The sequence below is a fragment of the Marinomonas profundimaris genome (assembly GCF_000508165.1).
In the GTDB taxonomy this organism is placed as follows: Bacteria; Pseudomonadota; Gammaproteobacteria; order Pseudomonadales; family Marinomonadaceae; genus Marinomonas; species Marinomonas profundimaris.
In genome coordinates this window covers 206914-233321 of sequence record NZ_AYOZ01000034.1, presented here as the reverse complement: position 1 = coordinate 233321, position 26408 = coordinate 206914, and the positions used below count along the sequence as shown (strand labels likewise).

The following is a 26408-nucleotide window of genomic DNA, read 5'->3' as shown; positions in this document are numbered from 1 at the left end:
CATGCGAAATAATATTGTTGTGCAAAATATCGAACGCGCAGACCAAGCAGTGATCGATGGTTTGGCAGAATGCGGCGTGGCGACGATCCATGAGTCTCAAGGTCGTATTGGTTTGCTTGCGCATTACATGCGCCCGATTCAAATGGACAAAACCATTGCCGGCTCCGCAATCACCATTTCCGGTGCGGCGGGCGACAACTGGATGATGCACGTGGCGATTGAACAGTGTAAAGCAGGCGACGTCATGGTGTTCGCACCTACATCGCCTTCTAATCACGGTTTTTTTGGTGACTTGTTGGCGACATCGGCTCAGTCTCGCGGTGTGGTGGGTCTGATCATCGACGGCGGCGTTCGTGATACGCGCGATCTTCGTCAAATGGATTTTCCTGTTTGGTCAAAAGCCATTTTCTCTGAAGGCACCATTAAAGAAACCGTGGGTTCTGTTAACGTGCCTATGGTGTGCGCAGATGCTTTGGTAAACCCTGGTGATGTGATTGTCGCAGACGACGACGGTGTTGTGGTTGTGCGTCGTGAAAGTGCCGCGGAAGTGTTAGAGCTTGCTCGTAAACGCATGGTAAATGAAGAAGCAAAACGCGTTCGAATGGCAAATGGCGAACTGGGCTTGGACATCTATGAAATGCGTCCACGTTTGAAAGAAAAAGGCCTTAAGTATGTCTAACGCATCTGGCGTCCTAAAAAGTGCGCCTTGCATGTGGATGCGTGGCGGCACCTCGAAAGGGGCTTACTTTTTGGCGGCGGATTTGCCGACGGATATCGAGGCGCGCGCGCAATTTTTATTGCGTGTAATGGGCTCGCCGGATGAACGTCAAATTGACGGCATTGGCGGTGCGGATCCTCTTGCTTCTAAAGTCGCCGTGGTGAAAAAGTCGGAACGCGACGACGCAGATGTTGATTATTTGTTCCTGCAGGTGTTTGTTGATCAGGCGATTGTGACGGACGCACAAAACTGCGGCAATATTTTAGCGGGTATTGCCCCGTTTGCGATTGAGCGTGGTTTAGTGAACGGTCTTGAAGGGGAAACCTCGGTTCGAATCTTCATGGAAAACACCGGACAAATCGCAGTTGCTCGTGTATTGGTTAAAGGCGGCGAAGTGCAGTACGAAGGCGATGCTCGCATTGACGGCGTACCTGGCTTTTCGGCGGCAGTGCCGATTGTTTTCCAAGATACCGCGGGATCAAGCTGCGGTGCGTTATTGCCAACTGGTAACATTGTTGATGTGATCGATGGCGTGGCAGTAACCTGTATCGACAACGGCATGCCAGTGGTGGTTATGCGTGCGGCTGATATGGGCATCACAGGGCAAGAATCTCGTGAAGAGCTCGAAGCCAATGATGCGCTGCGAGCAAAGTTAGAATCGATTCGATTGCAGGTCGGCCCGATGATGAATTTGGGCGATGTGAAAGACAAATCTGTGCCTAAAATGACCATGGTGAGTGCAGCAACCAATGGCGGTGCGATTTCAACGCGCACGTTTATTCCACATCGTTGTCATGCTTCTATTGGTGTTTTGGGGGCGGTGAGTGTTGCAACGGCGGCGGTATTAAAAGGCTCGCCCGCCAATGAAGTGGCTAAGTTTAAGTCTGCTTCACGCATGACCTTGGATGTGGAGCATCCGATTGGCGCCATGACGGTCATTTTGGATCAAGAAGACAATGGCGATGTTGGCTCGGCGGCGATTCTACGTACCGCGAGAAAGCTGTTTGATGGGCAAGTCTTTGCGCATAGTAACGGCCTATAAGTGCTGACGATTTAACGAATTTTAAAATAGGTATTTGAACATGATGGACAAAGATTATATTCCATTTCACTCTGCTCCAAGCAAGCCGACGTTCAAGGCGCCAGCGGGTGCGGTGGATGCGCATTGTCACGTTTTTGGTCCAGCGGATAAATTTCCTTATCACCCAAAACGTAAATACACGCCGTGCGATGCGTCAAAAGAGCAGTTGTTTGCCTTGCGTGATCATTTGGGCTTTTCCCGTAACGTGATTGTTCAAGCGTCTTGTCATAGCACCGACAACGCTGCGTTGATCGATGCGTTAGAAACCGCAGGGGATTTAGCTCGTGGGGTGGCGTTTGTTGATGATTCAATAACCCATGAAGAAATTGAAAAAATGCACGCGGCGGGTGTTCGAGGCGTACGTTTTAATTTTGTTAAACGTCTTGTCGACAGCACGCCACGAGACGTGTTTTTCTCGATTGCGGAAAAAATTCGTCCTTTTGGTTGGCACATCGTGGTGTATTTTGAAGCCGCCGATCTAGAAGATTTGATCCCTTTCTTGAAAGCGTTGAACACGACGATTGTTGTGGATCACATGGGCACCCCGAATGTGAAAAATGGCGTTGATCATCCTGACTTCCAGCGCTTTGTTAACTTCATGGCAGACAACGACAATGTTTGGTGTAAGGTGAGCTGCCCAGAGCGTTTAACACAGCACGCGCCAGATTATTCCGATGTATATCCTTTTGCGCGTACGTTAGTTGAGAAGTTCTCTGATCGTGTTTTGTGGGGCACGGATTGGCCGCACCCAAATATGAAGGTAGAAGCGCCAAATGACGGTCACCTTGTGGATGTCATTCCTCATATCGCGCCAACACAAGCGCTCCAACAAGCGTTATTGGTCGATAATCCAATGTGTCTTTATTGGAAGTAATCCTAATAACGCGACAAACGTATAAAAATAGAGGTTACCGACATGGCTAGTAACTATACAGATCGAAAATTTCAAGGCACGTACCTTTTTGATGGTCAGATGGCCAAAAAAGGCTACGGCTTAAATAAAATGTGTTACTCGTTTAACGATCAGATAGCACGCGATGCATTTAATGCGGACCCAGAAGCCTACTGTGAGAAGTTCAAACTGACGGAAGCACAAAAAGAAGCGATTCGTAATAAAGATGTGATCGGACTTTTGCGTGAAGGTGGCAGTATCTATTATTTAGCAAAGTTTACCGGCTTACTAAAGCTAAACATGCAAGACATTGGTGGATTACAAACGGGCATGAGCACGGATGAATTCAAAGCAATGTTAGAAAGAAACGGTCGAGGAGAAGTCTAATGGCTAAAATTATTGGAGCAGTAACGACTTCCCATATTCCGGCGATTGCGAACGCAATGGCGAATGGATTGGAAGAAACCCCTTATTGGAAACCTTTTTTTGATGGTTATCCACCGGTACGGGATTGGCTAAACGAGAAAAAACCTGACGTCATCATTCTTTTTTACAATGATCACGGTTTAGAGTTTTTTATCGATAAAAAACCCACTTTTGCTATGGGCGTAGCAGACGAATATTACAACTCAGATGAAGGTTGGGGCATTCCTACCATTCCGCCAGTCACCGGCGAGTCGGATCTTTCTTGGCACATTGCGAATAGCATTGTCGATGAAGGGTTTGATATGACAATCTGCCAAGAAATGAAGGTCGATCATGGTTTGACGGTTCCGCTTAATTTAATGTGGCCAGGTCATCAATATGGTCATGTTAAAGTGATTCCGGTGTGTATTAATTGCGAACAGTACCCAATGGCTCAACCTTGGCGTACGTTTGAACTGGGCAGAGCGATTGGTCGTGCTGTGGCGTCTTATGAAGAAGATATTAATGTGGTCGTCTTTGGTACAGGCGGTATGTCTCACCAGTTAGACGGCGAACGTGCTGGCTTTATCAATCGTGCATTTGACATTGATTGCCTCGACAAATTGGTGTCGAACCCAGAAGCGTTAACGAAATACTCTAATATGGACTTGGTTGAGCAAGGCGGCGCGCAAGCCGTTGAGCTGAATATGCTGATTGCCATGCGTGGCACTTTATTAGGCAAGGTAACTGAGCGTCATCGTAACTACCATGCGCCGATTTCCAATACAGGCTCTGGGTTGATGCTGTTAGAAAATGAAATGCCAACCGCTGAGTGAGTGTGTCATAGCCGCTAATTTGGAAAGGTAAGTACAAAAAAATCCGATGTCTGGAAACAGGCATCGGATTTTTTATGATCAGGACGAAAAGTGCTTATTTTTTATCGATATCGAGCAGTTTATTCACCGTGTTGGCGACGTGTTCTGCGCCCGTTAATATTTCATTAATGATGCCGGATGCTTCCTCAATAAGCGTTGCATTCTCCCCAGAGCGTTCGCTGACTTTGATCATGCTTGTCTTGGCTTGACGAGTTAGGTTGCTGTTTTGAGCGACCATTTCTTCGATTTCAACGGTGGATGTACTGGTTCTCGCTGCCAAGGTTCGGACTTCATCCGCCACGACCGCAAAGCCTCGGCCATGTTCGCCAGCTCGTGCAGCTTCTATCGCGGCATTCAGTGCAAGCAGGTTGGTCTGATCGGCGATGGAACCGATGGTGGTGACGATCTTGGCAATGTTTTCAGATTGCTTATTGAGTTGTTCGATTAAGTGAGTTGAATTTTCGATTTCACTGACAATTTGATTCGACGTTTCTACTGTTTGACGAAGAATTTTTGCGCCATTTTCCGATACTTGCGCTGTTTCTACGGAAGTAGAGTGTGCTACTTCGGCCGCGTGCTGGATGGCTTGCTGACCATTAATGCGCTCGGTAATGTCGGAGGCCACTTTTATAATCTTGTCGACTTTACCGAGGTGATTATAAATAGGGTTGTAACTGGCTTCTAGCCAGATCGTTTCGCCTTGCTTATTGATTCGTTCAAACTGGCCCGTTTTGAATTCACCGTTCGCGAGTTCCGCCCAGAAATTCGGGTTGGTTTCATAAAATTTATCTTTACAGAATTTTTTGTGGTGTTTGCCGACAATCTCTTTTAAAGAGCCAAAGCCCATCGCTGCGAGGAAGTTGTCATTGGCGGTCATTACCGTGCCGTCTGGTTCGAATTCAATCATCGCGCTAGAACGGTCAATGGCGTTGTAAACGGCTTTTTGGTTATCTGCCAGTTGTTTTACTTGTGTAATGTCAGACGCGATTTTCATTACCTTGACGACTTCACCGCCTACTTTAATGGGAAAGTAGGTGGCTTCTATCCAAAGGTCTGAGCCGTCTTTTTTCTTACGTAAGAATGTACCTTGTTGGCATTTGTTGGAAGCCAGTCGCGGCCAAAAGTCTTTGTATTCTTCGCTTGCTCTGATTTCATCAGGGCACAACATCGAGTGATGTTGACCTTTTATTTCTTCTAACGAATAACCAACGGCGCCAAGGAAATGAGGGTTTGCATCCAGAATAGTGCCATCTGGCAGGAAGTAAATAGTCGCACAAAAATTACTCATGGCTTGAATGATGGCGTCACTTTCGGATGCCCCAGACTCTTCACTTTTTACTTGGTTTGCTTTTTTCGTAAAAAACATAGTAATGCCCTCTATTCGCTTCGATACGTTGGTCTTGTGGGGAAGTGCTGCTTCTCTGTAGGCAATATCCTACGTACATTGTAAGACTATAGTTTTTTTAAAAACGATTAGATGTAGCTAAACAGTTTTTAAAAGGTAACTAAATGTTAGTAAAAGTAGAAGAATGTTTTCTCGGCTTACATTGATAATGCTCTGTGATACGAGTGCCACCCGCTTTTTATTTTCAAGATTGTATTATTCAGGAGGAAAGGTATCCATAGAGAGAGTATGAATCAAAATGTGATTATCGTGCAATTCGGGCAGGGAAGTGCCCTTTACTGTTGAGTGTCAGTAAAGGGCGTGATCTTAAAACTCTTCAGTGTCTATTTCTTTTTGCTGTACGGCATTGTAGCGAGCGCCGTGTATGTTGTCTTGGCGAAGCATTTCATCCAGTAACGTCATTTGTTTTGCGTCTAGCGTTAATTGGCTGGCGGTTAAATTGTCTCTCATATGGTTAACCGAACGAGTGCCCGGAATGGGGACAATGTTTTCATTTTTAGACGTCAGCCAAGCCAAAGCGAGTTGTGCTGGTGTGCAGCCAATGTCTTTTGCAAGGGCAAAGTAGTCGTTTAATAACGCTAAATTGTTGGCGTAATGCTCTGTATTAAAGCGCGGCATATTATTGCGAATGTCTTTTTCTTCTAAGTCCGCAACGTCTTTGAGGGTGCCGGTTAAGAACCCGCGAGCTAAGGGACTGAACGCCACAAAGGTAATGTCCAGTTGCTTACAGGCTTCTAATACGGCGATTTCTGGGTTGCGTGTCCATAAGGAATATTCGGACTGAATCGCGGTAATTGGGAATTCATTGTGCGCGCGAGTCAGAGTTTCTGCAGACACTTCGGACAAACCGACCGCACCGATTTTGCCTTCTTTCACCAAGTCCCCTAAGGCACCAGCGCTTTCTTCAATAGGCACGTTAAAGTCCAAACGATGCAAATAGTACAAATCGATGTGATCGGTTTGCAGGCGTTTTAGGCTGTCTTCGCATTGTTTGCGAATGTTTTCTGGACGGCCATTGATTTCTTTTTTGCCGTCGACCATCGCCATGCCACATTTACTCGCGAGAAAGAATTCATCACGACGATCTTTTAGCGCTTTACCCACCAACAATTCATTGTTACCGCCGCCGTACAATGTCGCTGTGTCAAAATGGCGATAGCCCATTTCAAATGCGGCGTGAAGGGCTTTAATGGCTTGCTCTTCTGCAACGGGTGAACCATAAGCATGAGATAAATTCATGCAACCTAAACCGATGTCTGGATTGGCGAGATGTGGATGTTTCGACATAAAAGGCTCCTCGTATGGTGCTTAACCATGCTGATATCATCAAAAGAGTGTAACGAAAACAGGGAGCCTAGGCTCCCTGTTTACTGGTTTTTTTGCGGTGATTATTCTACTAGGCACGCTTCTAAACGATGCAAGGTTTCCATTGCTTCGATGGCTTGAGTCACGCAAGAATTTGGCGTGCGGCCTTCATTAATAGCGGCAATGAACTCACGGTCTTGCAACTCGATGCCGTTGTTAGACACGGCGACATCGCTAAGATCGATCTTGTTTTCGTTACCGTCATAAAGGTCGTCGTAACGAGCAAGATAAGTACCGTTGTCACAGATATAACGGAAGAACGTACCAAATGGTCCGTCATTATTAAAAGACAGCGACAGCGTACAGATGGCGCCAGATGGCACCTTCATGCCAATACTCATGTCCATGGCGATGCCAAGATCTGGATGGATTGGACCTTGTAGCGCCTGTACCTTGCTAGCGGTTGCGCCAGTTTGATATTGAAATAAATCGACCGTATGACACGCATGATGCCAAAGTAAATGGTCTGTCCATGAGCGAGTTTGGCCTAGGGCATTTTTGTTGGAGCGACGGAAGAAGTAAGTTTGCACGTCCATTTGTTGAACGGTTAATTCACCCGCTTCGATTTTATTGTGAATCCACTGATGAGAAGGATTGAAACGACGAGTGTGACCCGCCATGGCAACTAGATTCGTTTTTTTATGAGCTTCAACGACCTTGCGTGCGTCTTCAATGGTGTCAGCCATTGGGATTTCAGACATCACGTGTTTGCCCGCTTCAAGACATTGAATAGTTTGTGCGGCGTGCAATTGTGTAGGGGTTGCTAATATAACGGCATCCACGTCGTCACGCGCTAGGCTTTCCGCTAAATCGGTTGTGTAATGAAGAACGCCGCGGTCTTCTGCAAAGGCTTTGATGGCGTCGATTTTAGTGCCAACGACCGAAACCACTTCCGCCCCTTCAATGGCTGCAATCGCGTCCATGTGTTTCATGCCGAAAGCGCCAGATGCGCCAGCGATACAAATTCTCATTAGTCTACTCCTAACAGTGCGAGTGTTTATTGTTGTGGGTTTGTGAGCGCCCAAGTTTGATATTGATGACAAATCTAACATTCACCTTTGCGGGGGGATAATCCATAAACCGCATTAGCCATTCATTTTATGCAATGATGGCATCTAAATGTATTATCTGAAATGCTCTGATATCTCTCTCAAAAGGCTAAGAAAGTGCGACTGAGTAACCGTTGGAAGCCAGCTTTTACGGACGCAAAGGCCAATTGGTCTGCGAGTATGCTCCAATGGAAAGTCGAGCACGTTTAGCAATTCGATATTAATTTCCCGCTCGACTTGATGTGCTGAAATGAGCGTGAGTCGATCACTTTCGATTAATAATTCACGAATGAGTATTTGCGAACTGGATTCAACCAGTCGTGTTGGTAGAGGTACGCCAGCTTCCGTGAAAATGTTTTCGAAGGCTTGTCGAGTCGGTGTGCCTTTGGCGGGAACCACCCATGGAAACTCCGTTAAGTCTTGCGCGCTGATGGCTTTTTTGGTCATTAGCGGGTGGTTTTTGCGCGCAACAATAGACAAGGGCGGCGCCCATAGCTCTTCTTGAACCACGTCGTCAGCGGGGGTCGGATGGCGCAATGCACCCAATATAATATCAATGTCACCTTGCCGGAGGTGATGCAATAAATCCGCGTATGGGCCTTCGGTCACGTTGATGTTCACATCAGGGTGGCGCTCATTGAACTGCAAAATGGATTTGGGCAAAACAGTCATACGGGCTAAGGGCATGCTGCCGATGGTGATCGTACTGACGTCTTTAAATTGCAGGGCGTTGATTTCGTAAATGCCTTGGCGAAGTTCACTGAATGCCAGCTTGGTCGCTTTCGATAGGTTTTGTGCTGCTTTGGTTGCGCTGGTGCCTAAGCTGTTTTTCTCGAACAAAACCACACCTAACAAGCGCTCTAAATCTCGGGCAGCACGATGCACGGACGATTGAGATACCCCCAAATTACGGCTGGCAATACTGAAGTTCTGCGCCTCACTCACGGCAACCAGTGCTCTTAATTGTGTTGTGCTGATTAAGGCGACGAGGTTTTTCGGGGCGTGTTCTTTATGCGTGTTGTCTTTGACAATGTCTTGAGTGGCAGTTTGGATGTGATCGATGGCGCGACTCACCCGTTTCTGCCAAACCTCACCCGATGCCGTGGGGTACATACCATCAGAATGGCGCTCAAAGAGAGGCGCGCCCAGCAAACCTTCTAACTTGGCAATGGCTTGAGTAATGGCAGGCTGAGACAGAAAAATGTACTCGGAAGCCCGTGTGATGCTTTTTAGCTCGGCGACGGCAAGAAACACGCGCAAATGCCGTAGATTTGGAATTGCGATCTCCATAGGACCCCCTTGTTTTTTTAAACTATATCAAAAATGAATATCAAATAAATGAAATTGAAAGATTAATTGCGCTTTTTTTCCTATATATAGCCAAAACCAATCATTTCCCCCCCAAAAAATAAAATGCATGTGTTCTATTTTTTAAATGGTAAAAAATAGATTTAGATCAAGGATTGTACAGCTCGTTTGTTCTTATACTCGCTGCCATTCGGTGTTTTAAGATGAAATAAAAGAATAGATAGCGAGGTAACAGAATGAATCAGGTGAATCCTATTCCGGGCAATATTATGTTCGATGGACCAATGGCAACGAAGGGCTATCCCTTAAATAAAATGTGCTTTTCCTTTAATAACGTACAGGCACGAGAGTCGTTTTTAGCCAATGAAGACGCTTACTGTGAAAGCTTTGGTCTTACTGAAGAACAAAAAAAGGCGGTTAAGAACCGTGATGTCATTGCCATGTTAGAAGCCGGAGGGAGTATTTATTATCTGGCGAAATTTGCTGGGATTCTGGGTCTCAATGTACAAGATGTGGGTGGTTTACAAACGGGCATGACAACAGACGAATTTAAAGCATTTTTAGTACAGCAGGGAGAGAAATAATGGCGACAATCATGGGCGGTATTGCCACATCACATATTCCAGCCATTGGCGTCGCCATGGACAAAGGTCTTGAGCAAACACCGTATTGGAAAAGCTTTTTTGACGCTTATCCTCCGGTACGCGAATGGTTGTACTCACAAGAACCTGACATCGTCGTCGTTTTTTACAATGACCATGGATTAGAGTTCTTTCATGATCGTAAGCCGACGTTTGCTATTGGTGCGGCTCCTCAATATGAGAACGCTGACGAAGGTTGGGGGATTGCTGAAATTCCGCCCGTGACAGGAGAAACGGAATTGTCTTGGCACATTGTTAACCAGTTGATTGAGCATGACTTCGATATAACCGTTTGCCAAGAAATGAAAGTCGATCATGGATTGACGGTGCCACTTACATTGATGTGGCCGGGTCATCAATACGGCCACATAAAAGTGATTCCGATCGCGATCAACTGTGAGCGTCATCCAATGCCAAAACCCAGTCGCTGTTTTGATTTTGGCAAGGCCATAGGTAACGCGATTCGCTCCTACCCAGGCGAGCAAAACGTGGTGGTGTTTGGCACCGGTGGTTTGTCTCATCAGTTGGATGGGCAGCGCGCAGGTTTTATCAATAAATTATTCGATCTGTATTGCATGGATAAAATTGTCGATGAGCCAGAAGTACTGACTAAGCTCACCAACTTTGATTTGATTGAGAAAGCAGGTTCTCAAGGCGTTGAGCTGAACATGTGGTTAGCTATGCGCGGAGCATTACAGGGAAAATTAACAGAGCGGCATCGCAGTTATCATTTGCCGATTTCCAACACTGGTGCGGGGCTGCAATTGTTGGCGACAAGCGATGCCGTGGACGTCAATCAATGCTGATATAATTTTTCCACCCAAAATACATGTCAAATTGTCATACAACAAAGCATGAGTTTTGTTATACGCTTCTTTCATATTAGAAAAACGTACGATTCAACCTTGTGATCAGTGTGGTGTCTATTTGCGGATAACAAGCATTAACGCGGGTTTTCGTGATAGAAACCGCCTTTACAGGTCGTTCAATCGCCGTTATAAACGGTGCTTTTTAATTTTTTACTACTTAACCATTTACGGTATGACATTCTTTTTTGGAATACGTTGGGGACAATTACAATGTTACATTTAGGTCTAATTGGTCAGGCTATTGCAGCTTCCCGCTCTCCTTCTTTGCACATGATGTTAGGAGAGCTCAATCAGTTGCCTGTGGATTATCAGTTACAAGTACCTGAAGATGACACAGCAGACTCTTTTAATGCCAAGCTGACTGAAATCCGAAACTTAGGGTTTGTGGGTACCAACGTAACCTTTCCTTATAAACAAATTGCCATCGACAGCGCAGATGAAGTGAACGATGCTGTGAAAAAGGTAGGAGCAAGCAACACGCTCTTGCTAAAAGATGGCAAAGTCTGCGCCTTTAATACGGATTACACGGGTTTTATTCGTGGCTATAAAGGTCGTGTTGGGGACTTGCCGGCGGGTAAAGTACTGATGATCGGTGCGGGTGGTGTTGGCCGAGCGATCGGTTTTGCCTTGTTTGAAGTCGGCGCCACCGAAGTGTTGGTGACAGATTTGAGTGAGCGCAGCGCGCAGTCTTTGGTTGATGCGATCAATGATGCTGGTTACAAGGCGCGTTATGTCGCAAAAGAAGACATTTCAGCGGCCGCTGCAGAAGTAGACGGTTTGGTGAATTGCACGCCAGTCGGCCATTTAAAAAGCCCAGGAATGCCATTGGCAGCGGCGCTGATTGAGAACCAAAAATGGGCATTTGATGCAGTTTATACACCGATGGACACGGAGTTTTTGGTGGAGTCCAATAAAAAAGGCCTGCAAATTGTATCGGGTTTTGATTTGTTCTTTTATCAAGGTATCGACGCATTTGAGATCTTTACCGGTCAAAAAGTAACGGATGTAAAACCGGTATGGGACCAATTCCGTGAAAAGTACGACGTCGTGAGTTCATTGATCTAGAGATTGTTGTAAGGCGAATAAACTCATAGAATGAATGGTAATAAAGACGCCTTAAGGCGTCTTTTCGTTTGGGTCTCAATACAACAACGAAAGAAGGTCCCTAGATTTTTCTATGATTAACTCCGATGACCGTAAACTGGTTGGGCAGTCTGTTTATGAACAGCTTCGCTCCGATATTGTAACCGGAGCGCTTTCACCAGGCGAAAAGCTTAAATTAAACTCCTTACGTCTTCGTTATAGTGCCAGCGTGAATACCCTTCGTGAAACCTTGATGCGTTTAGTGTCGGATGGCTTTGTGCTGTTTGTTGATCAGAAAGGGTTTACGGTTAAACCGGTTTCTACTGCCGATTTACGTGAATTATTAGAGCTTCGTCAGATGTTAGAATTGTCTGGTGTGCAAAAATCCATGGAAAACAAAACAGGGCACATGGAGTGGAAATCGGCCTTGATAAGTGCGCATTTTCGGTTAAGTTGTGTCGAAAAATTGATGCTGGAAGACGAAGGTAGTCATGTTCAGGCGTGGGAAAAAGCGGACCGAGATTTTCACGTGACCATGGTGTCACATTGTGGTTCTCAGCAACTAATTCGTTACCATGCGTCGGTGATTGAACTGTATATGCGTTATCAAGTATTGGCGTTGCATCGTCGTCCGTTTCGCGGCAAAGCGTCAATGGAAGAGCACCAAACACTTCTGAAACACTTGATTGATGATGATATGGAGCAAGTGTTGTTTATCCTCGATTCTCATATTCAAAAAGGGTTAACACTTCCTGATCCGGTAATGGCACAGTTGAAAGGGTCTGCTTCTGCCTGATAGTCACCTTTCAATGCCTCTTAGTGGAAACATAAAACATTCAATTAACGGTATTATTTAAATAGTAACGAGGACTTGTCGATATGGAAGCCGTAATCAACATCACTGCGCCAATTTTTTTCCTGATATTGGTGGGCTTTCTTTGTGTTCGTTATTCATTTATTCCACAGGCAGCGCTGCCGGGGCTTAGCCGTTTTGTGCTGTATTTGGCCTTACCTTCTTTGATCTTCATGAAACTCTCCAACATGGAATTACAAGAGGTTCTGCATTTCGATTACCTTGCTGTTTATGCCGTAAGTGGATTGGTTACATTTTTTACCATCGTCTTGTTCAGTTGGAAATTGCTTGGAAATGGTTTGGTGAAAGCGGGCGTCAGAGGTGTTGGAGCCAGCATGTCCAACAGTGCATTTATTGGCTTTCCTGTTCTTCTTCAATTTTTTGATTACCCCTTAACGCAAGCGTTTGTGATGGCGTTGATGGTGGAAAATATTATCCTATTGCCCGTTTGCTTGATCTTTATCGAAACCATGTTGGGTAAAAGTGAAAGCAACGGCAAAAACTTATTTCTGATCGTATTGAAGCGGATTTCAACAAACCCGATGTTAATCGCGTTGGCGGCGGGACTGTTGTTTTCTCTTTTAGATTGGCGATTGCCAAGCTTTGCCGGTAAAGGGTTGGATCTGTTGGCTGCGAGTGCTGCGTCGACTGCATTAATCGTGATTGGCGGATCGCTGGTGGGCGTGTCGATCAAGGGGCATTTAGCACCGATCTTCTTGGTGGCTGTCGGTAAGCTGGTGGTGTTCCCCGTGATGGCTATGTCGTTATTATTGTTGACGCCAACCATGCCAAATGAATTGAAAATCGCGGTGGTTATTTTTGCGGCGATGCCTATGTTTAGTTCTTATCCCATAATTTGCGGCGAATATGGCGAGCGCAGTTTTTGCGCCAGTACCTTACTGATTACCACCGTATTATCCTTTTTTACATTAAGTGTTTTGCTGCGCTTTTTAGTATAAAAGTACGACTTATTGAATTGTTACGCTGACTTTTAGGAGAAATTATTATGTCTACTATCATGGTATTAAATGGTCCTAACTTAAACTTATTAGGCACGCGCGAGCCGGCAACCTATGGTTATGAAACCTTAACCGATGTGGAAAGCCTGTGTCAGGATGCCGCCGCGACATTGGGTCATGACGTTGAGTGTCATCAATCTAACCATGAAGGTGCTTTGATTGATTGGATTCATGAAGCAGGTCGCCGAGTGAAGACAGGTGACATGTTGGGCGTGGTGTTCAATCCAGGTGCTTATACGCATACGTCGATTGCATTGCATGATGCAATAAAAGGCGCCGATGTGCCTGTGATCGAAGTGCACATTAGCAATGTCCATGCGCGTGAAGCGTTTCGTCATCATTCTTACATCTCACCTGCCGCAGCGGGTATTGTGGTCGGCATGGGGGTGCAAGGCTACGTGTTGGGGATTCAAGGTTTGGTGAGCAAACTGAAAGCGTAAGCATGGCGATTGCCAACACATTGCTTCCGATGAAAATTGAGACCGAGTGTTGTTTCGAGTCACTGCTTATTAGAACCAACACTCGGTTTTTTGTACGAGTTAGCTGAGTCCCATTAGCGACAAAATAATGGCGAGTGTGACAAAAGACGCCAATGTGGTAATGAGCAAAATACTGGCACAGATTGAGCGAAATCCATATTGGCTACCAATAATAGGGTAGATGCTCATCATTGGTACCGCGGCAATCAAAATGCCGCCGAGTAATAAATTGCGGTCCATGTCTGGCATAAACAGCGCGACAACCGCGATCATGATTGGGTGCAATACCAGTTTACCAACCGTCACAAAACAAATGTCGGTAGCGTTGCCTTTTAAGCTGGTGCCGACCAAAGAGCCGCCTAATACAATCAACGCGAGCGTGGCGGAAGCCCCTGACAGCATGACCAATACGCGATCGATCACCGCGGGCATGGCCAAGTGAAAGGTCGACGCTAATACACCACCTGTTACCGCAAGAATAAGTGGGTTCTTGAGTAATCGTTTCAGAACGGTATACACCATTCGAACAGGGTTAAGGCCTTGTCCACGGGAAGAGCTGACTTCCAGAATGACGAACGCGAGTGGCAGAATTAGAATATTCTCGATGATCAGCGACATGGCAAAAGATGCCGTTGGCGGATTGCTAAACGCCAGTAACATGACCGGATACGCAAAGAACGCGGAGTTTGAATTCGACATCCCTAAGCCTTTCAGCGTACTCTCCGTCAAAGACTTGTTCATCAGTTTTAAGCTAATAAACAAGCCAATCAGCAGCGTTAATACCGAGCCAATGGCGTAAGTAGCAAGATAGGTTGGCACAATGACTTCATCGAACTCCATTCTTGCTAAGGTACTAAAAATCAAAGCAGGCAGCGTAAAATACATGACGATTTTCGACATGCCGGCAATGGTATCGCTGGGAACCAACTGACTACGAACCGCAAAATACCCCAACATTATCATGATGAAAATAGGCGTGGTGATGGCAACAATAGTCAGCATTTCTTGTTCCTTTTCGGCGACAGTCTACGTGCTTATTAAGCGAAATGAATTAAATTGTAGGACCGTCTTTGGGATGGTGGTCTATGGGTTTGTAATAGCTGTCTAAGGTTTTTGCGGTTTCTCGGATCGCCGTCATGAAGAGCTTTAACGCCATAGAGGGTACTGAATCTGCCCGTGTAGTGAGTCCTACCGCGCCCAAGGTTTCTTTGGTGTCAATGGGCAGTTCGGCCAGCTCACCGTCTGCGATTTCACGCGCGACAACCCCACGAGAAATGATCCAAACCGCATCATTATTCCGAATGAACTCTTTGCCAAAAGAGTCCGACACAGTGTCGATACGGTCATTCAGCGTACTCACGCCTTGAGACAACAAAAAGCGATCTACATACGGCGCTGTGATGGAACCTTTGGGTGGATATAGCACGGTGTAGTCTGCAACGTCGCTGATTTGAAAATTTTCTTTCGTTAAAAGCGGATGATTAGGGCGAACCGTAAAAGTGACTTGTTCTGAATACAGATGCTGAAAAGACAAGCCAGACATGACTTCAGGCACACCCAAGCGGCCGACGACCAAATCCAGTTCCCCCACTCGTAATTGGCTCATTAACATGGCGTTTGGCCCGGTTACTAAATGCAGGCGAGCGTCCATTCCACCGGTGCGAAAACGTTTGACTGATTCGGGTAAAATGCTGGTTGCAACGGTTGGTAATACGCCAATACTAATATGGCTAATACCTTTTTGTTGCGCTTGAGCGACACGCTCTGTTCCTTCTCGCAAGGCGGCTACACTGGTGCTAGCGTGCTCTAAAAAGACGTTGCCGTACGGTGTCAATTCAACGCCTTTTTTACTGCGTTCCAGTAAACGAACGCCAAGAATGTCTTCCAATTCTTTGAGTTTTTTTGATACAGCGGGCTGTGTGAGTGCCAACACATCGGCGGCGCGAACCACACTGCCTTGTCGAGTAACTTCCAAAAAACATTGAAGGTGGCGATATTTGATACGGTTTTCTAGCATAGAAGAGACTCCCGTCGTATACGCATGGGTATTAGTGGCTGATCAATCAGTCGCTTGTAAGAAACACACAGGAATTAGGCGTGAAGCCCACGCTAATAAGGGAATAATTTTCTATATTACACTCCTAAATGCCGTATTTGAAAAGGCTCTATGTATTCCTTTTTCGATATATTTTTTGCGCTTTATTTCATTCTTAAGATGGCGCTACAGACAAAAATCTTGTGCTAGCATCAATAATAGTAAATATAAGAGCAATAAACCTGCATTGTCTCTTATATATCGATTTAGTTATAGAATACGAACCGTCAGGGCGACATCATGAAAACAGCACTCGCAACCGTTACCATTTCAGGCACGCTGAGAGAAAAATTTGAAGCCGCGTCAAAAGCCGGTTTTCAAGGTGTAGAGATCTTCGAAAATGATTTGACTCAGTTTGATGGGACGCCAAAAGACGCGCGTCGCATGGCGCAAGATCTTGGCTTGGAAATTATTGCGTTGCAGCCGTTCCGTGACATGGAAGGCATGCCAGAACCCATGCGTTCACAAAAGGCGAGCATGTTGCAACATAAGATCGACGTAGCGCATGAGTTGGGCACGAACCGTCTTTTGTTTTGCAGTAATGTGCAGCCTTACTCTTCCCCTGATCGTGACGTGTGCGCGGCGGATTTGTTTGCTCTGGCCGAGATCGCCAAAAAAGAAGGCATCATGCTGGGTTATGAAGCGTTGGCGTGGGGCTTCCATATTAAGGATTACCATGATGCATGGGATCTTGTTAAGCGCGTTGACCATCCGAACCTCGGTATTATTTTAGACACTTTTCACATGTTCTCCCGTGGCAATACCCTAGACGTTTTGCGCGATGAGATCCCACTGAATAAGATTGCTCTTGTGCAAGTGGCCGATGCGCCAAGTTTGCAAATGGATGTGCTTCAATACAGCCGACACTTCCGTTGTTTCCCTGGCCAAGGCGATATGCCGGTTGTCGAATTTCTACAAGTTCTGAAAGACAAAGGCTTTGATGATTACCTGTCCCATGAAATTTTCAACGACGAGTTCCGTTCTTCTTCTCCGCTAGAAAAAGCCATTGATGGCATGCGCTCATTGATTTGGTTAGACGATCAAACAGTCAGTAAGCGAGAAGAAAAAACCGCCCCCATTCAAGCGCCTCAAGTGAAGGACGTTGAGTTCTTAGAGTTTGCGATCGAAGGGGAGAGCGGCGAAGCACTGACCAACACATTGGCTCAATTGGGTTTCGAAGAAACGCATAAACACCGTTCTAAAAATGTCAGTTTAATGCGCCAAGGCAATATCAATTTGATTTTAAACCGTGAGCCTAAAAGTCAGGCACACGAGCACTTCCAAAAACACGGCGTGTCGGTGTGTGCCATGGCGTTTGCTTCTGACGATGTGAAAGCCACCTTGTCCCTTGCGGAACGTTATTTAGTCGAGCGTTTTGATAATCAGGCTGGCCCTGGCGAGTTAAACATTCCAGCGATTCGCGGTATTGGCGACAGTTTGGTGTATCTGGTGTCTGCGGACGCGGCTGTGCGTTTTTTTGATGTCGACTTTAAGCCGATTCAAGGTATTCAAGGGGAATCTGGCGTTGGCTTAACGCGCTTTGATCACATCGGACAAACGGTGACTAATACGGATTTCTTGTCCGCGACTTTCTTCTATAAATCTTTGTTTGGCTTTGATATCGACGCCAGCCAAGACCTGCCTGATATTCATGGTTTGGTTGTCAGTCGTACGGCATTGAGCAAAGACAAGCGCGTGCGTATTCCTCTGAATATGACCAATGCGCGTGATGCGTCCGCTCAGCGTTTTATTCAGAAATCAAAAGGCTCTGGTGTGCATCAAATTGCCTTTGCTTGTGATGATATTTTTGCGGCGGCAAAAAACATTGATAGCGAGAAGCAGTTACCGATTCCTCAAAATTATTATCGTGATATTGAAGCACGCTTTGGCTTGCCTTCAGAGATGATTAAAAAATTGCAGTCACACAATATTATGTACGACCAAAATGACGAAGGTGAATTTTTCCATTTTTACACGGAAGAGGTTCATGGTGTCTTTTTTGAAGTTGTACAACGAGTGGGTGACTACAGCCGTTATGGTGAAGCAAATGCCTTTGTGCGTCTTGCCTCCCAAGCACGCCAAGAGAAAAAATAGTCCATTTCCATTGCGGGGGGTGGGTTAATTCATGGTGTGTTCTTCAGCCGGAGATCGGAAACGATCTCCGGTTTTTTTATGCTTAAAAAAGGCGTTAAGAAGCACTTTGGACGAATTGTTCACAAACATTGAGTCATAAGGTCAGGCGTTTGTTTTTCTGCTTGAGCGGTTTTGAACGCGTTAGAGAGCGACTATGCAGGTGAAAACTTATGTGTTTTCTAGGAATATACTGTTCTTCTGATGCAGAAAATCAGATGGTCAATTACATAAGCGGGGTTGTTTATCAACAGGAAAAGCGCGGGCATAAAAAAGCCAAACCATCAGATTACTAATCGATAATCTGGTGGTTTGGCTTTGTTGTTTAGTGTGTTTTAGTCGGGTTTACGACTTGATTTTTGGCTTGAAGACTTTTTTCCAAATAGGGGTTTTGCTAACAAGAATCAAGACAATAACACTGAACAGTACGGCAGACAGAGGGCTTTGAAGCATGTTGATAAACAAGTCGCTTACGCTGCCTCGCTCGGTCAAAATCGCTCGACGCCAGTTTTCATCGGTCAGTGAACTCAGAATGACGCCCAAGATAACGGGCCCAACAGGGAATCCGTAAAGGCGCATAAAGTAGCCAAAGACACCGAAAGCCAGCATCCACCAAATGTCGGTGATGGCATTGTTGATCGCATAAGCACCGACAATCGACAATAAGAAAATGAGCGGAATAAGCACGCCTTTCGGACATTCGACAATTTTCGAGAAAAGTCGAATCCCCGTTAAGCCGAAGATCAGCACGAATATGTTGGCCAGCGTCAGGTTACCGACGGTAAACCAGAACATGTGCGGCTGTTCAATCAGCAACAAAGGGCCGGGATTCAAACCATGGATAAACAAAGCACCGATAAACACCGCGGTAACCGCATCACCAGGAATGCCAAGCGTTAGCATTGGGATATAAGCCCCACCTACGGCGGCGTTATTGGCGGCTTCTGGTGCGATTAGACCTTCTTTTGCACCTTCACCAAAAGGAACCTTGGGGTTCTTAGTGACACGTTTCGCGTGGTCGTAGGCCATCAGTGCGGCAATGTCTCCACCCGTACCCGGTAATGCACCAACGATAACGCCGATAAAAGACGTTTGTAAGCTCAATGGCATGTACTTTTTCACATCAGACCATTTTGGGATAATGCGAGAAATTTTCTGCTTCACCACGGCTTTATTCATGTGATGTAGCTGGTGTAAGGCTTCTGAAATACCAAACATGCCAATCATTACCGCGACAGGGTTAATGCCATCCCAAAGTTCCACAACGCCAAACGTAAAGCGCTCTTCGGCGGTCATTGGGTCAAGCCCAACGGTACCAATTAATAGCCCGAGCGCTCCGGCAAAAATGCCTCTTGCTAAGCTGCTACCGGAAAGTGAGCCCACCAGCATAATGCCTAAAATGCCAAGCAACATGTAGTCACGAGGCTGGAAGGTAATGGCAAACTCACTGATGGGTGGCGCAGCAATGGCTAAGACGATAATGCCGACAAAACCACCAACAACAGACATCACGGTGGATAAACCGATGGCTTCGCCCGCTAAGCCTTTTTTGGCTAATGGGTAGCCATCCAGCGCGGTGGCTATCGCCGATGGCGCGCCAGGAATGTTTAACAATATGGCGGTACGAGAACCACCATATACACCACCCATATAAACGCCGACCATTAAGCAAAGCGCATAATTCACGTCCCATGAGAAGGTAAAAGAAATCAGGATGGACACAGCCATGGTCACGGACAGACCCGGAATGGCTCCAACGTAAATTCCTAAGAACGTACCGAGTGCCGTTAAGGCAAGTAATTCAGGTGACAGCCATGACATGGCGAAATAATGTAAAGCATCCATAAAATAACTATCTCCACAGAGACTTTATTGAGGACAAAATTTCGCGCTCAGGTACGATGCCTTCTGGCAGGACGACTTGAAAAACGAGGCGAAAAACAGTGTAGACAACAACCAACGCCAGCAGGGTAATTGAGAGCGTTGTCAGTACACTGCGTCGATATAAAAACTGAATGGTAATAAACAAAAAAGCAAAGCTAGAAAGGATAAAACCAAGGCTTTCCAGTACGACAGAGTAGATCAAAATCAGCGCCATAATGGTCGCGACAATGGGTGGGAAGCAATGATAAACAAAGCGAACACCTTCTGCGGCTGGGCGTTTTAAGGTGTTAATGAAGACAATGCAAGACGCAAGCACCATGGTCGCAGAGGCGGCCAGCGGAAAAGCGCCAGGAGAGCTTAATTCACTGAATCCTGAGATTTTGTAAGCTTGCCAGAATAAATAAAGGCTGCCCATGACCAAGAGGAAACAGAACGAACTTTCTCCGGGTTTACGGGTTTGTACCAAAGGGGGATGGCTGGACATTGTAACTCCAGATAAAGCGAAAAATGAGACGTGGTTGCTGTACAGCGAACCACGCCTATAGATCAGGTTATTAAGAAAACCTTATGGTTTGCGGATGCCAAATTTTTCTGGTGAGAATTTACTAAAACCAGCGTCATGGACTAACCAAGAAGACGTAGAGCGATATGCTTCTAGGAAATAGTTCGCCTCTTCACCCGAGATGTTCATGATGGTGAAACCACGCTTTTGCATTAGATCAACAAAATCTGGGTTAAAAGCGGCTTTCTGGAAAGCGGCTTGAAGTTTTTCAACCGCGTCGTCAGGCGTGCCTTTTTTCACGAACACACCAAAGAATGGACCCCATGGAAGGTAGGATTTCATGCCAGGCAGAGCGTCGGTGATTGGCGCAACATTAGGCAGCAGCTTATTGGCTTTTACATCCACTAGGCTAATGGCTTTCATGCGACCCGCTTTGATTTGTTCAATCGTTGCGCCCAGAACGGCTGGCATTACATCAATTGCGCCGCCTTGAACCGCGGTTAATGCAGGGCCGTCACCATTGTATGGAATGCTGATGTAATCCAACTTAACTTGAGAGTCCAACATAGCAAGGACAATAGAGGTAAGACCGCCTTTGCCTGTCGAACCGATTTTCACTTTACCAGGGTTGGCTTTCGTGTAGTCGATGAATTCTTGCATTGTATTGAAAGGCGCATCGTTGTTTGCCACGATGATTGGTGTACCGCGAGCCAACACGTTAATGGCAATCATATCGCTATAATCGATGTTAGATAAACCGAGGATTTTATACATCTGAGGGTTTTCAGCACCCATTAAAAGAGTGTAACCGTCTGCTTTTTTCGCATTAACGTATTTGGTTGCAATGGCGCCAACGCCACCGGTTTTATTGGTCAGAATAAGGTCTGCGCCAAGTTCTTTTTCAACATGAGGAGCAATCGAACGCATCACCGTGTCTGTTGAGCCGCCGGCTCCCCATTGGATCATGCCTTGAATGTCTTTTGTTGGGTAATCTGCAAAACTTAGTGTTGATGTCAGGGATAGTGCTGCTAGTAACGTAATTGTTGTTTTTTTCATTATGTGGCCTCTGTAGTGTCCAAAAAAGGACGGCTATGGCTGAGTCAGCTTTGTTTTTATAATGGGTTAATTTATACACTATTCGATTTGAAGTGTGTACGGAATAACCGCTACAACCTTAGCCTATGAGTTGCGGTTGATAAAGACAGTATGTATTCCATATTTTACCCGTTTTATTGTCTTTTAGTTATAGATAGGCGGTTTGAAATGTGGAAGTTGAGTCTCTTTTGGGGAATTTAGAGGAAATGCCGCCCACCAGTGCAAAAACAAGCCACTGGTGGGGGAGTAACAGAAGAGGGTTTTAGTAGTTTTTCGTAAATGCGTCGCGCGTGAGATTCTCAGATAAATCCTGTTTGACTACCACATTGTCTTCAATTCGAATGCCTCCATAAGGTAAGAATTGACGAATTCGAGCCATGTCGCAGCCGTGCTGTTTTACCTCCACTTGCATTTTTTCTAACAACATTGGGATGAAATACAGTCCTGGTTCGATCGTAATCACCATGTTTTCCTCTAATGTTCTGGTGAGACGTAAGAAGGGCGCTTTGTCATCAGGTAAGCTGAGTGTGCCTGCTTGGTCTATTTGATGTCCGCCAACGTCATGAACCTGCAGGCCCAATAAATGCCCCAAACCATGTGGAAAGAACACTTGAGGAATACGTTTCTCTAGTTGCTCTTCAATGCTCAACGAACAAATTTTATGATCCCTTAGCAAGGTTGCAATGCCCACTAAGGTGTCTTGATGCAAGTCTCGAAACGCCACGCCAGACATGGCGCCGTGACAAAGTCCTTGCTCCATTGCATCAAGGTCATTTACCAAGGCGCTAAAGTCGTCGTCATATCGTACAAACGTTCGCGTAATGTCGCTTGCGTAACCATGCTCATTAGCACCAGCGTCAATCAATAAAGTGCGAGAGTTCGCCATTTTTTCGATGGCTTTGTGTTCATAGTGCAGTACCGCGGCGTGTTCATTCAATCCGACAATGCCCGGGTAAGGTTCTTGCGCCGCGGTTTGTTGACTGGCCTGTAAAAAGGCGAGGTGAATTTCTAACTCGCTCATGCCCGCGAGAAAGGCTTCTTTGGCGGCAATATGACCGCTTGCTCCGCGTAGACTAGCGTGTCGCATGGCTTGAATTTCAAACGGTGTTTTGACGGCTTTGGCAAAGTCCACATAGGCTTTTAAACCATCACATGCCACGGCCAGTGCCATAGGTTGCGGGCCGAGCCACGCCGTTTTTGCTGGTAAGTCAGCAAACCATTTGTCGGTCTTTTTCGCCAGAGATACTTCCCAGTTTTGTTGCCAATCTCCACTTGGTACCGGATTTGGCGCGTGCCAAAAATCGTCACGAACAGGCCAAACGAGAGTGGGTTTTTTTCCTGCTTGCACAATGACATAGGTTTCAGCACCAAGAGTAAACGGCAACCATTGCTGTACACCGGAATAGGCATGAAAAGGGTGAGTGTGATCATCCTGAAAGTAGTAACTTTTTTCCCCGGAAGCGATCACAATGGCGTCGAGGTCAAAGTGTGCCATGGCTTCTTCATAACGTTGAATGAGAACCGCGAGATGTTCTTGATAAAGTGTGGTCATAGAAAATTTCCTATGTCTGTCCTAAAAAATGTGGACAGTGTCAGCGAAGGCGCCGTTTTGAGTCCATTCAAACGACGCTGTTTGTTCGGGGGGAGATGGCATTAGAATACGCTAAAAAAGGCTCATTCAGAATGGGTCTTTTTTGCCTTCCATTTGTTAACAATAAACACACCACTTCTAAAGACGATGAAGGCAAAGAGTACGGAAATGAAGGCCAGCAAAAGGTCATTTTGTACGTTTAGTATGTCCTTGAACAGGTAGAAAAAAGCGAGGGTTAAAATGATACGTATAACACTGTCCATCAGCTTCATCATGTTGGGAGAGACAACCACTTTGTGTTTCCTTATGAATAATTGAATCGTGACTTTCCCACAAAATAACCGCTAAGCCAATTATTTGATGGGTAAATAGATGGAAGTCACAAATTCTTTGGCGCTGTCAGTGTGCGTTGGCCCCACTTCAAAAAATTCCACACCGTATAATCTGCGATTGTGTTGCTGTCTATCAAGTCGCATGAAGCTATACAGCACGTGCCACGCGAGTGACAAATGTTGATAGCTTCCAGAATAGCGTAAATGTAGATACGTTCCTTTTAGAACGATGCGTTCAGGGCTGAGTTCACATGGTACTAAGTTGTGAACCGGAATGCCCAATCGACCAGAAAAGTAATGGTGAATCACGTCGACTTTTTTATAAAGCGCAAACGCAGGTCCCGTTGGCTGATTTTCAGAACCCAATGAGGTGATAAGGTCGTGGAAACCTTGATCCATTTTTTGAGACATAGGTTGATCACGAACACTAAAAGGGCGAGTAACCGCATCCACATGGTCAAGCGTGGTTTTGTTTAACCAATCGAAAGCGGGAGCAATGTATTCTTGGTCAGAAATCGTATTGTATTTGGATAAGTGCGAAAGCAGCTTTAACAGTGCCAATTCAGCGTCTTTATTGGCTCTGAACTTATAGTTGGTTTGTTTCCAGCGTTTGAAAAAAGGCAGTTTGCCCGTTATTTGAATAGAAATAAGCGTGCGGTCTTTTTGTTTTGTTAGATCAATATTGAAATGCACATCGCTTGGGTAAAACGCGGGTGCTTCTAATAATGTATGAAAATAAGGGGAATTAGGACGCGCAGCTTCCAAAGAAAGAAACCCTTCTTTTATCCGTTTGCCATTCCATACTAAACAAGATGGCAGGATAGACATGACGCCCGTGTTTGAATTTTCATAGGTCACTTGGGCGTCAGGCTCAAAAAGAAGCCAAGGAAGCCAGTGCTGCCAATTGGTTAAATCACTTAAATCTTCTGAGATTACCTCAATCGGCGCGTCAATGATCGACCCTTCACGGCCAAAAAATCGCCCATTAAACAAAAGTAAGTAGGACAACAGAGCAATGCCTAAGAAAACAGCGAGCAGTAACATGACTATCATATGTATATCGTCCTTCACTCATCTATGAAGAGATCAAAAAAAGGGTGGTTTGGGCAGTTAACCCCCAAAATATAAGAGGAAATCGCTTCCACAGCATAGTGTTTAATGCCACTCTTTAGCAAGCGGGCAGTATTGTGAATCAACATAAAACAAAGGGCATAGCGCATGAAATCGACATTAGTTTGGGACTGGCCAGTTCGAATTAGTCATTGGTTGATGGTGGCGTTGTTCACCGGTTTGATCCTCACAGGAAAATCTGACGGCGACTATCTGCACTATCATTTCTTCATGGGCTATGGTTTATCGTCGGTCATTATTGCCCGCGTTTTGTACGGTTTTTATGGTTCTTATTACGCTCGTTTTAGCCAATTTGTGAAAGCGCCGACGGTTGCTGTACGTTATGCGCTGTCACATTTTAAAGGCAAACCAAAACACTACTTAGGCCATAATCCCATTGGCGCAGTCATGGTCGTTGTGCTGCTGGTGGCGTTGACGGTGCAGTGGGGAACAGGACTGTTTACCAGCGATGAAGTCTTCACCTTTGGGCCTTTTTATTCGCTGATTCCAGAAGGGCTGGCCGAGCAGCTGGCTGTGGTTCATCGTTTCTTACCCAATATCTTGCTTGGTTTGGTTGCACTGCATGTTTTGGCTGTGCTGTACCATGAACTCTGTTTGAATGAACGGCTGGTTAGTCCAATGATTCATGGCCGAAAAAAGAGCCGTAACCTATCCACTGTGCACGTAAAAACACCGCGATGGGGCGTGATTTTCTCCTTGTTGATGGGACTTTCTTGGCTCGCAGCGCTATGGATGATGCCGATCTAAGCTTTGTTGTATAGACGAGTTGATTGTTTATCATGACTGACTCACAATAGAAAACCTCTCACTTCTAAGCCATGGAATACCTAGTGTCTGAACCGATTGTATCGTTAACAAACTTATTTGATGATTTACCGGATGCGCCTCAGCCGATTTATGCCAAGTTGAAACAAGCCATTTCGCAAAAAATATCGTCCAGTGAGTGGGACGTCAATCAGCGAGTTCCATCGGAATCTGAGTTTGTGAAAGCGTTAAGTGTGAGTCGAATGACGGTGAATCGGGCATTGCGGGAGTTAACCGCCGAAGGTTTTTTGGTTCGTCATCAAGGTTTAGGCACCTTTGTTGCTGAGAAAAAAGCGCATTCTGCCTTGTTCGAAGTACACAACATCGCGGAAGAAATTGCCGCTCGTGGCCACAAACATCGCTCAGAATTACTGGTATTGGAATCGGCGAAAGCCACGGTAGAAGAAGCCATGATGCTGGGCGTTCGTACCAATCATGGTATTTTTCGTTCGGTGGTTTTGCATTATGAAAATGACTTGCCGATTCAAATCGAAGAGCGAGTGGTGAACGCCAGCTTAGCACCAGAATACGAACAGCAAGACTTTGCTAAACAAACCTCTTATGAATACTTAATGCGCGTTGCGCCAATGACAGAAGGCGAGCATTTGGTGGAAGCGGTACTGCCGACACCACAAGAATGCGAGCGTTTACAAGTTTCTCCAACCGAGCCGTGTTTGCAGATTCAACGCCGGACATGGGCGGGTAATGATATTGTCACCGCCGCTCGTTTGTTGCATCCTGGTTCTCGTTTTCAATTATTCGGACACTTTGGTCGATAACTTCCAATGTGGTTCTATCGCTC

The 26408-nt window shown here is 45.8% G+C and carries 25 protein-coding genes; 14 read left to right on the top strand and 11 right to left on the bottom strand.

Going from position 1 to position 26408, the window contains the following annotated elements:
* The first annotated feature begins 1 nt into the window (after position 1).
* The 5 genes from D104_RS31885 to D104_RS31865 are packed head-to-tail and all read left to right on the top strand — an operon-like array spanning position 2 to position 3932.
* Positions 2-679, top strand: a complete 678-nt coding sequence (locus D104_RS31885) for a 4-carboxy-4-hydroxy-2-oxoadipate aldolase/oxaloacetate decarboxylase (protein ID WP_024024718.1) — start codon at positions 2-4, stop codon at positions 677-679.
* Positions 672-1760 carry a 4-oxalomesaconate tautomerase gene (locus D104_RS31880; RefSeq protein WP_024024717.1) on the top strand — a complete coding sequence of 363 codons (1089 nt, stop codon included), beginning with the start codon at positions 672-674 and terminating at the stop codon, positions 1758-1760. Before D104_RS31885 ends, D104_RS31880 begins: the two co-directional genes overlap by 8 nt.
* 40 nt (positions 1761-1800) lie before the next feature.
* Positions 1801-2673 carry an amidohydrolase family protein gene (locus tag D104_RS31875; RefSeq protein ID WP_024024716.1) on the top strand — a complete coding sequence of 291 codons (873 nt, stop codon included), beginning with the start codon at positions 1801-1803 and terminating at the stop codon, positions 2671-2673.
* A 42-nt stretch (positions 2674-2715) separates the two neighbouring features.
* A complete protein-coding gene (locus D104_RS31870) occupies positions 2716-3078 on the top strand; it encodes a protocatechuate 4,5-dioxygenase subunit alpha (RefSeq protein ID WP_024024715.1) in 363 nt (120 codons plus the stop codon).
* Positions 3078-3932, top strand: a complete 855-nt coding sequence (locus D104_RS31865; protein WP_024024714.1) for a class III extradiol dioxygenase family protein — start codon at positions 3078-3080, stop codon at positions 3930-3932. Before D104_RS31870 ends, D104_RS31865 begins: the two co-directional genes overlap by 1 nt.
* A 94-nt stretch (positions 3933-4026) precedes the next feature.
* Here the strand turns inward: D104_RS31865 and D104_RS31860 are convergent, their stop codons facing one another.
* The 4 genes from D104_RS31860 to D104_RS31845 form a co-directional block, all read right to left on the bottom strand.
* The gene (locus D104_RS31860; protein WP_024024713.1) at positions 4027-5337 is read right to left on the bottom strand and encodes a methyl-accepting chemotaxis protein; all 1311 of its coding nucleotides are present in this window, start codon (positions 5335-5337) and stop codon (positions 4027-4029) included.
* Positions 5338-5682: 345 nt separating this feature from the next.
* Positions 5683-6663, bottom strand: a complete 981-nt coding sequence (locus D104_RS31855) for an aldo/keto reductase (RefSeq protein WP_024024712.1) — start codon at positions 6661-6663, stop codon at positions 5683-5685.
* Between the two features lie 101 nt (positions 6664-6764).
* Complete coding sequence (locus D104_RS31850) at positions 6765-7712, bottom strand: Gfo/Idh/MocA family oxidoreductase (protein WP_024024711.1); 948 nt, start codon at positions 7710-7712, stop codon at positions 6765-6767.
* Between the two features lie 153 nt (positions 7713-7865).
* Complete coding sequence (locus D104_RS31845; RefSeq protein WP_024024710.1) at positions 7866-9080, bottom strand: LysR family transcriptional regulator; 1215 nt, start codon at positions 9078-9080, stop codon at positions 7866-7868.
* A gap of 254 nt (positions 9081-9334) precedes the next feature.
* Between D104_RS31845 and D104_RS31840 the strand changes: the two genes are divergently transcribed.
* From D104_RS31840 to aroQ, 6 genes are all read left to right on the top strand, one after another.
* Entirely contained in the window at positions 9335-9682 is a 348-nt protein-coding gene (locus tag D104_RS31840) for a protocatechuate 4,5-dioxygenase subunit alpha (RefSeq protein WP_024024709.1), read from the top strand.
* A complete protein-coding gene (locus D104_RS31835) occupies positions 9682-10545 on the top strand; it encodes a class III extradiol dioxygenase family protein (protein ID WP_024024708.1) in 864 nt (287 codons plus the stop codon). The genes D104_RS31840 and D104_RS31835 overlap by 1 nt, the downstream gene beginning before the upstream one ends.
* Positions 10546-10818: 273 nt before the next feature.
* Positions 10819-11673 (top strand): shikimate dehydrogenase family protein, encoded by an 855-nt coding sequence (locus D104_RS31830; protein ID WP_024024707.1) that lies wholly within the window; start codon positions 10819-10821, stop codon positions 11671-11673.
* 112 nt (positions 11674-11785) lie between these two features.
* A complete protein-coding gene (locus D104_RS31825; RefSeq protein ID WP_024024706.1) occupies positions 11786-12487 on the top strand; it encodes a GntR family transcriptional regulator in 702 nt (233 codons plus the stop codon).
* An 83-nt stretch (positions 12488-12570) separates the two neighbouring features.
* On the top strand, positions 12571-13503 hold the full coding sequence (locus tag D104_RS31820) for an AEC family transporter (protein WP_024024705.1): 933 nt from the start codon (positions 12571-12573) through the stop codon (positions 13501-13503).
* A 47-nt stretch (positions 13504-13550) separates the two neighbouring features.
* Complete coding sequence (gene aroQ, locus D104_RS31815) at positions 13551-14003, top strand: type II 3-dehydroquinate dehydratase (protein ID WP_024024704.1); 453 nt, start codon at positions 13551-13553, stop codon at positions 14001-14003.
* Positions 14004-14102: 99 nt separating this feature from the next.
* Here the strand turns inward: aroQ and D104_RS31810 are convergent, their stop codons facing one another.
* Together D104_RS31810 and pcaQ are read right to left on the bottom strand one after the other, a co-directional pair.
* Positions 14103-15044 carry an AEC family transporter gene (locus tag D104_RS31810; RefSeq protein WP_024024703.1) on the bottom strand — a complete coding sequence of 314 codons (942 nt, stop codon included), beginning with the start codon at positions 15042-15044 and terminating at the stop codon, positions 14103-14105.
* A gap of 49 nt (positions 15045-15093) precedes the next feature.
* Complete coding sequence (gene pcaQ, locus D104_RS31805; protein ID WP_024024702.1) at positions 15094-16059, bottom strand: pca operon transcription factor PcaQ; 966 nt, start codon at positions 16057-16059, stop codon at positions 15094-15096.
* A gap of 318 nt (positions 16060-16377) precedes the next feature.
* On the opposite strand from pcaQ, the gene D104_RS31800 reads away from it, so the two are divergent.
* Positions 16378-18231, top strand: coding sequence for a bifunctional sugar phosphate isomerase/epimerase/4-hydroxyphenylpyruvate dioxygenase family protein (locus D104_RS31800; protein WP_024024701.1), 1854 nt, complete (start codon positions 16378-16380; stop codon positions 18229-18231).
* A gap of 381 nt (positions 18232-18612) precedes the next feature.
* Here D104_RS31800 and D104_RS31795 read toward each other — a convergent pair whose 3' ends face one another.
* The 5 genes from D104_RS31795 to D104_RS31770 all read right to left on the bottom strand — a co-directional run bounded on the left by D104_RS31795 (position 18613) and on the right by D104_RS31770 (position 24724).
* Positions 18613-20112, bottom strand: a complete 1500-nt coding sequence (locus tag D104_RS31795; RefSeq protein ID WP_024024700.1) for a tripartite tricarboxylate transporter permease — start codon at positions 20110-20112, stop codon at positions 18613-18615.
* A gap of 7 nt (positions 20113-20119) precedes the next feature.
* Positions 20120-20635 (bottom strand): tripartite tricarboxylate transporter TctB family protein, encoded by a 516-nt coding sequence (locus D104_RS31790; RefSeq protein ID WP_024024699.1) that lies wholly within the window; start codon positions 20633-20635, stop codon positions 20120-20122.
* A gap of 81 nt (positions 20636-20716) precedes the next feature.
* Positions 20717-21709 (bottom strand): tripartite tricarboxylate transporter substrate binding protein, encoded by a 993-nt coding sequence (locus tag D104_RS31785; RefSeq protein ID WP_024024698.1) that lies wholly within the window; start codon positions 21707-21709, stop codon positions 20717-20719.
* A gap of 301 nt (positions 21710-22010) precedes the next feature.
* Positions 22011-23300, bottom strand: a complete 1290-nt coding sequence (gene pepQ, locus D104_RS31780) for a Xaa-Pro dipeptidase (RefSeq protein WP_024024697.1) — start codon at positions 23298-23300, stop codon at positions 22011-22013.
* Between the two features lie 392 nt (positions 23301-23692).
* Complete coding sequence (locus D104_RS31770; RefSeq protein WP_024024695.1) at positions 23693-24724, bottom strand: hypothetical protein; 1032 nt, start codon at positions 24722-24724, stop codon at positions 23693-23695.
* A gap of 165 nt (positions 24725-24889) precedes the next feature.
* Here D104_RS31770 and D104_RS31765 point away from each other — a divergent pair, with 165 nt between their 5' ends.
* Both D104_RS31765 and hutC read left to right on the top strand, forming a co-directional pair.
* Complete coding sequence (locus D104_RS31765) at positions 24890-25549, top strand: cytochrome b/b6 domain-containing protein (protein ID WP_024024694.1); 660 nt, start codon at positions 24890-24892, stop codon at positions 25547-25549.
* 83 nt (positions 25550-25632) lie between these two features.
* The gene (hutC, locus tag D104_RS31760) at positions 25633-26385 is read left to right on the top strand and encodes a histidine utilization repressor (RefSeq protein WP_024024693.1); all 753 of its coding nucleotides are present in this window, start codon (positions 25633-25635) and stop codon (positions 26383-26385) included.
* Positions 26386-26408 lie beyond the last annotated feature (23 nt).

Bases quoted from the DNA above. Each gene is read 5' to 3' on its own strand.
- D104_RS31870 (WP_024024715.1), top strand. From the start codon at position 2,716: ATGGCTAGTAACTATACAGATCGAAAATTTCAAGGCACGTACCTTTTT.
- D104_RS31830 (WP_024024707.1), top strand. From the start codon at position 10,819: ATGTTACATTTAGGTCTAATTGGTCAGGCTATTGCAGCTTCCCGCTCT.
- D104_RS31825 (WP_024024706.1), top strand. From the start codon at position 11,786: ATGATTAACTCCGATGACCGTAAACTGGTTGGGCAGTCTGTTTATGAA.
- D104_RS31770 (WP_024024695.1), bottom strand. From the start codon at position 24,724: ATGATAGTCATGTTACTGCTCGCTGTTTTCTTAGGCATTGCTCTGTTG.
- D104_RS31785 (WP_024024698.1), bottom strand. From the start codon at position 21,709: ATGAAAAAAACAACAATTACGTTACTAGCAGCACTATCCCTGACATCA.
- D104_RS31865 (WP_024024714.1), top strand. From the start codon at position 3,078: ATGGCTAAAATTATTGGAGCAGTAACGACTTCCCATATTCCGGCGATT.
- D104_RS31845 (WP_024024710.1), bottom strand. From the start codon at position 9,080: ATGGAGATCGCAATTCCAAATCTACGGCATTTGCGCGTGTTTCTTGCC.
- D104_RS31820 (WP_024024705.1), top strand. From the start codon at position 12,571: ATGGAAGCCGTAATCAACATCACTGCGCCAATTTTTTTCCTGATATTG.
- D104_RS31885 (WP_024024718.1), top strand. From the start codon at position 2: ATGCGAAATAATATTGTTGTGCAAAATATCGAACGCGCAGACCAAGCA.
- D104_RS31875 (WP_024024716.1), top strand. From the start codon at position 1,801: ATGATGGACAAAGATTATATTCCATTTCACTCTGCTCCAAGCAAGCCG.
- pcaQ (WP_024024702.1), bottom strand. From the start codon at position 16,059: ATGCTAGAAAACCGTATCAAATATCGCCACCTTCAATGTTTTTTGGAA.
- D104_RS31880 (WP_024024717.1), top strand. From the start codon at position 672: ATGTCTAACGCATCTGGCGTCCTAAAAAGTGCGCCTTGCATGTGGATG.
- D104_RS31765 (WP_024024694.1), top strand. From the start codon at position 24,890: ATGAAATCGACATTAGTTTGGGACTGGCCAGTTCGAATTAGTCATTGG.
- D104_RS31835 (WP_024024708.1), top strand. From the start codon at position 9,682: ATGGCGACAATCATGGGCGGTATTGCCACATCACATATTCCAGCCATT.
- D104_RS31800 (WP_024024701.1), top strand. From the start codon at position 16,378: ATGAAAACAGCACTCGCAACCGTTACCATTTCAGGCACGCTGAGAGAA.
- aroQ (WP_024024704.1), top strand. From the start codon at position 13,551: ATGTCTACTATCATGGTATTAAATGGTCCTAACTTAAACTTATTAGGC.
- pepQ (WP_024024697.1), bottom strand. From the start codon at position 23,300: ATGACCACACTTTATCAAGAACATCTCGCGGTTCTCATTCAACGTTAT.
- D104_RS31790 (WP_024024699.1), bottom strand. From the start codon at position 20,635: ATGTCCAGCCATCCCCCTTTGGTACAAACCCGTAAACCCGGAGAAAGT.
- D104_RS31850 (WP_024024711.1), bottom strand. From the start codon at position 7,712: ATGAGAATTTGTATCGCTGGCGCATCTGGCGCTTTCGGCATGAAACAC.
- D104_RS31840 (WP_024024709.1), top strand. From the start codon at position 9,335: ATGAATCAGGTGAATCCTATTCCGGGCAATATTATGTTCGATGGACCA.
- D104_RS31860 (WP_024024713.1), bottom strand. From the start codon at position 5,337: ATGTTTTTTACGAAAAAAGCAAACCAAGTAAAAAGTGAAGAGTCTGGG.
- D104_RS31795 (WP_024024700.1), bottom strand. From the start codon at position 20,112: ATGGATGCTTTACATTATTTCGCCATGTCATGGCTGTCACCTGAATTA.
- D104_RS31855 (WP_024024712.1), bottom strand. From the start codon at position 6,663: ATGTCGAAACATCCACATCTCGCCAATCCAGACATCGGTTTAGGTTGC.
- D104_RS31810 (WP_024024703.1), bottom strand. From the start codon at position 15,044: ATGCTGACTATTGTTGCCATCACCACGCCTATTTTCATCATGATAATG.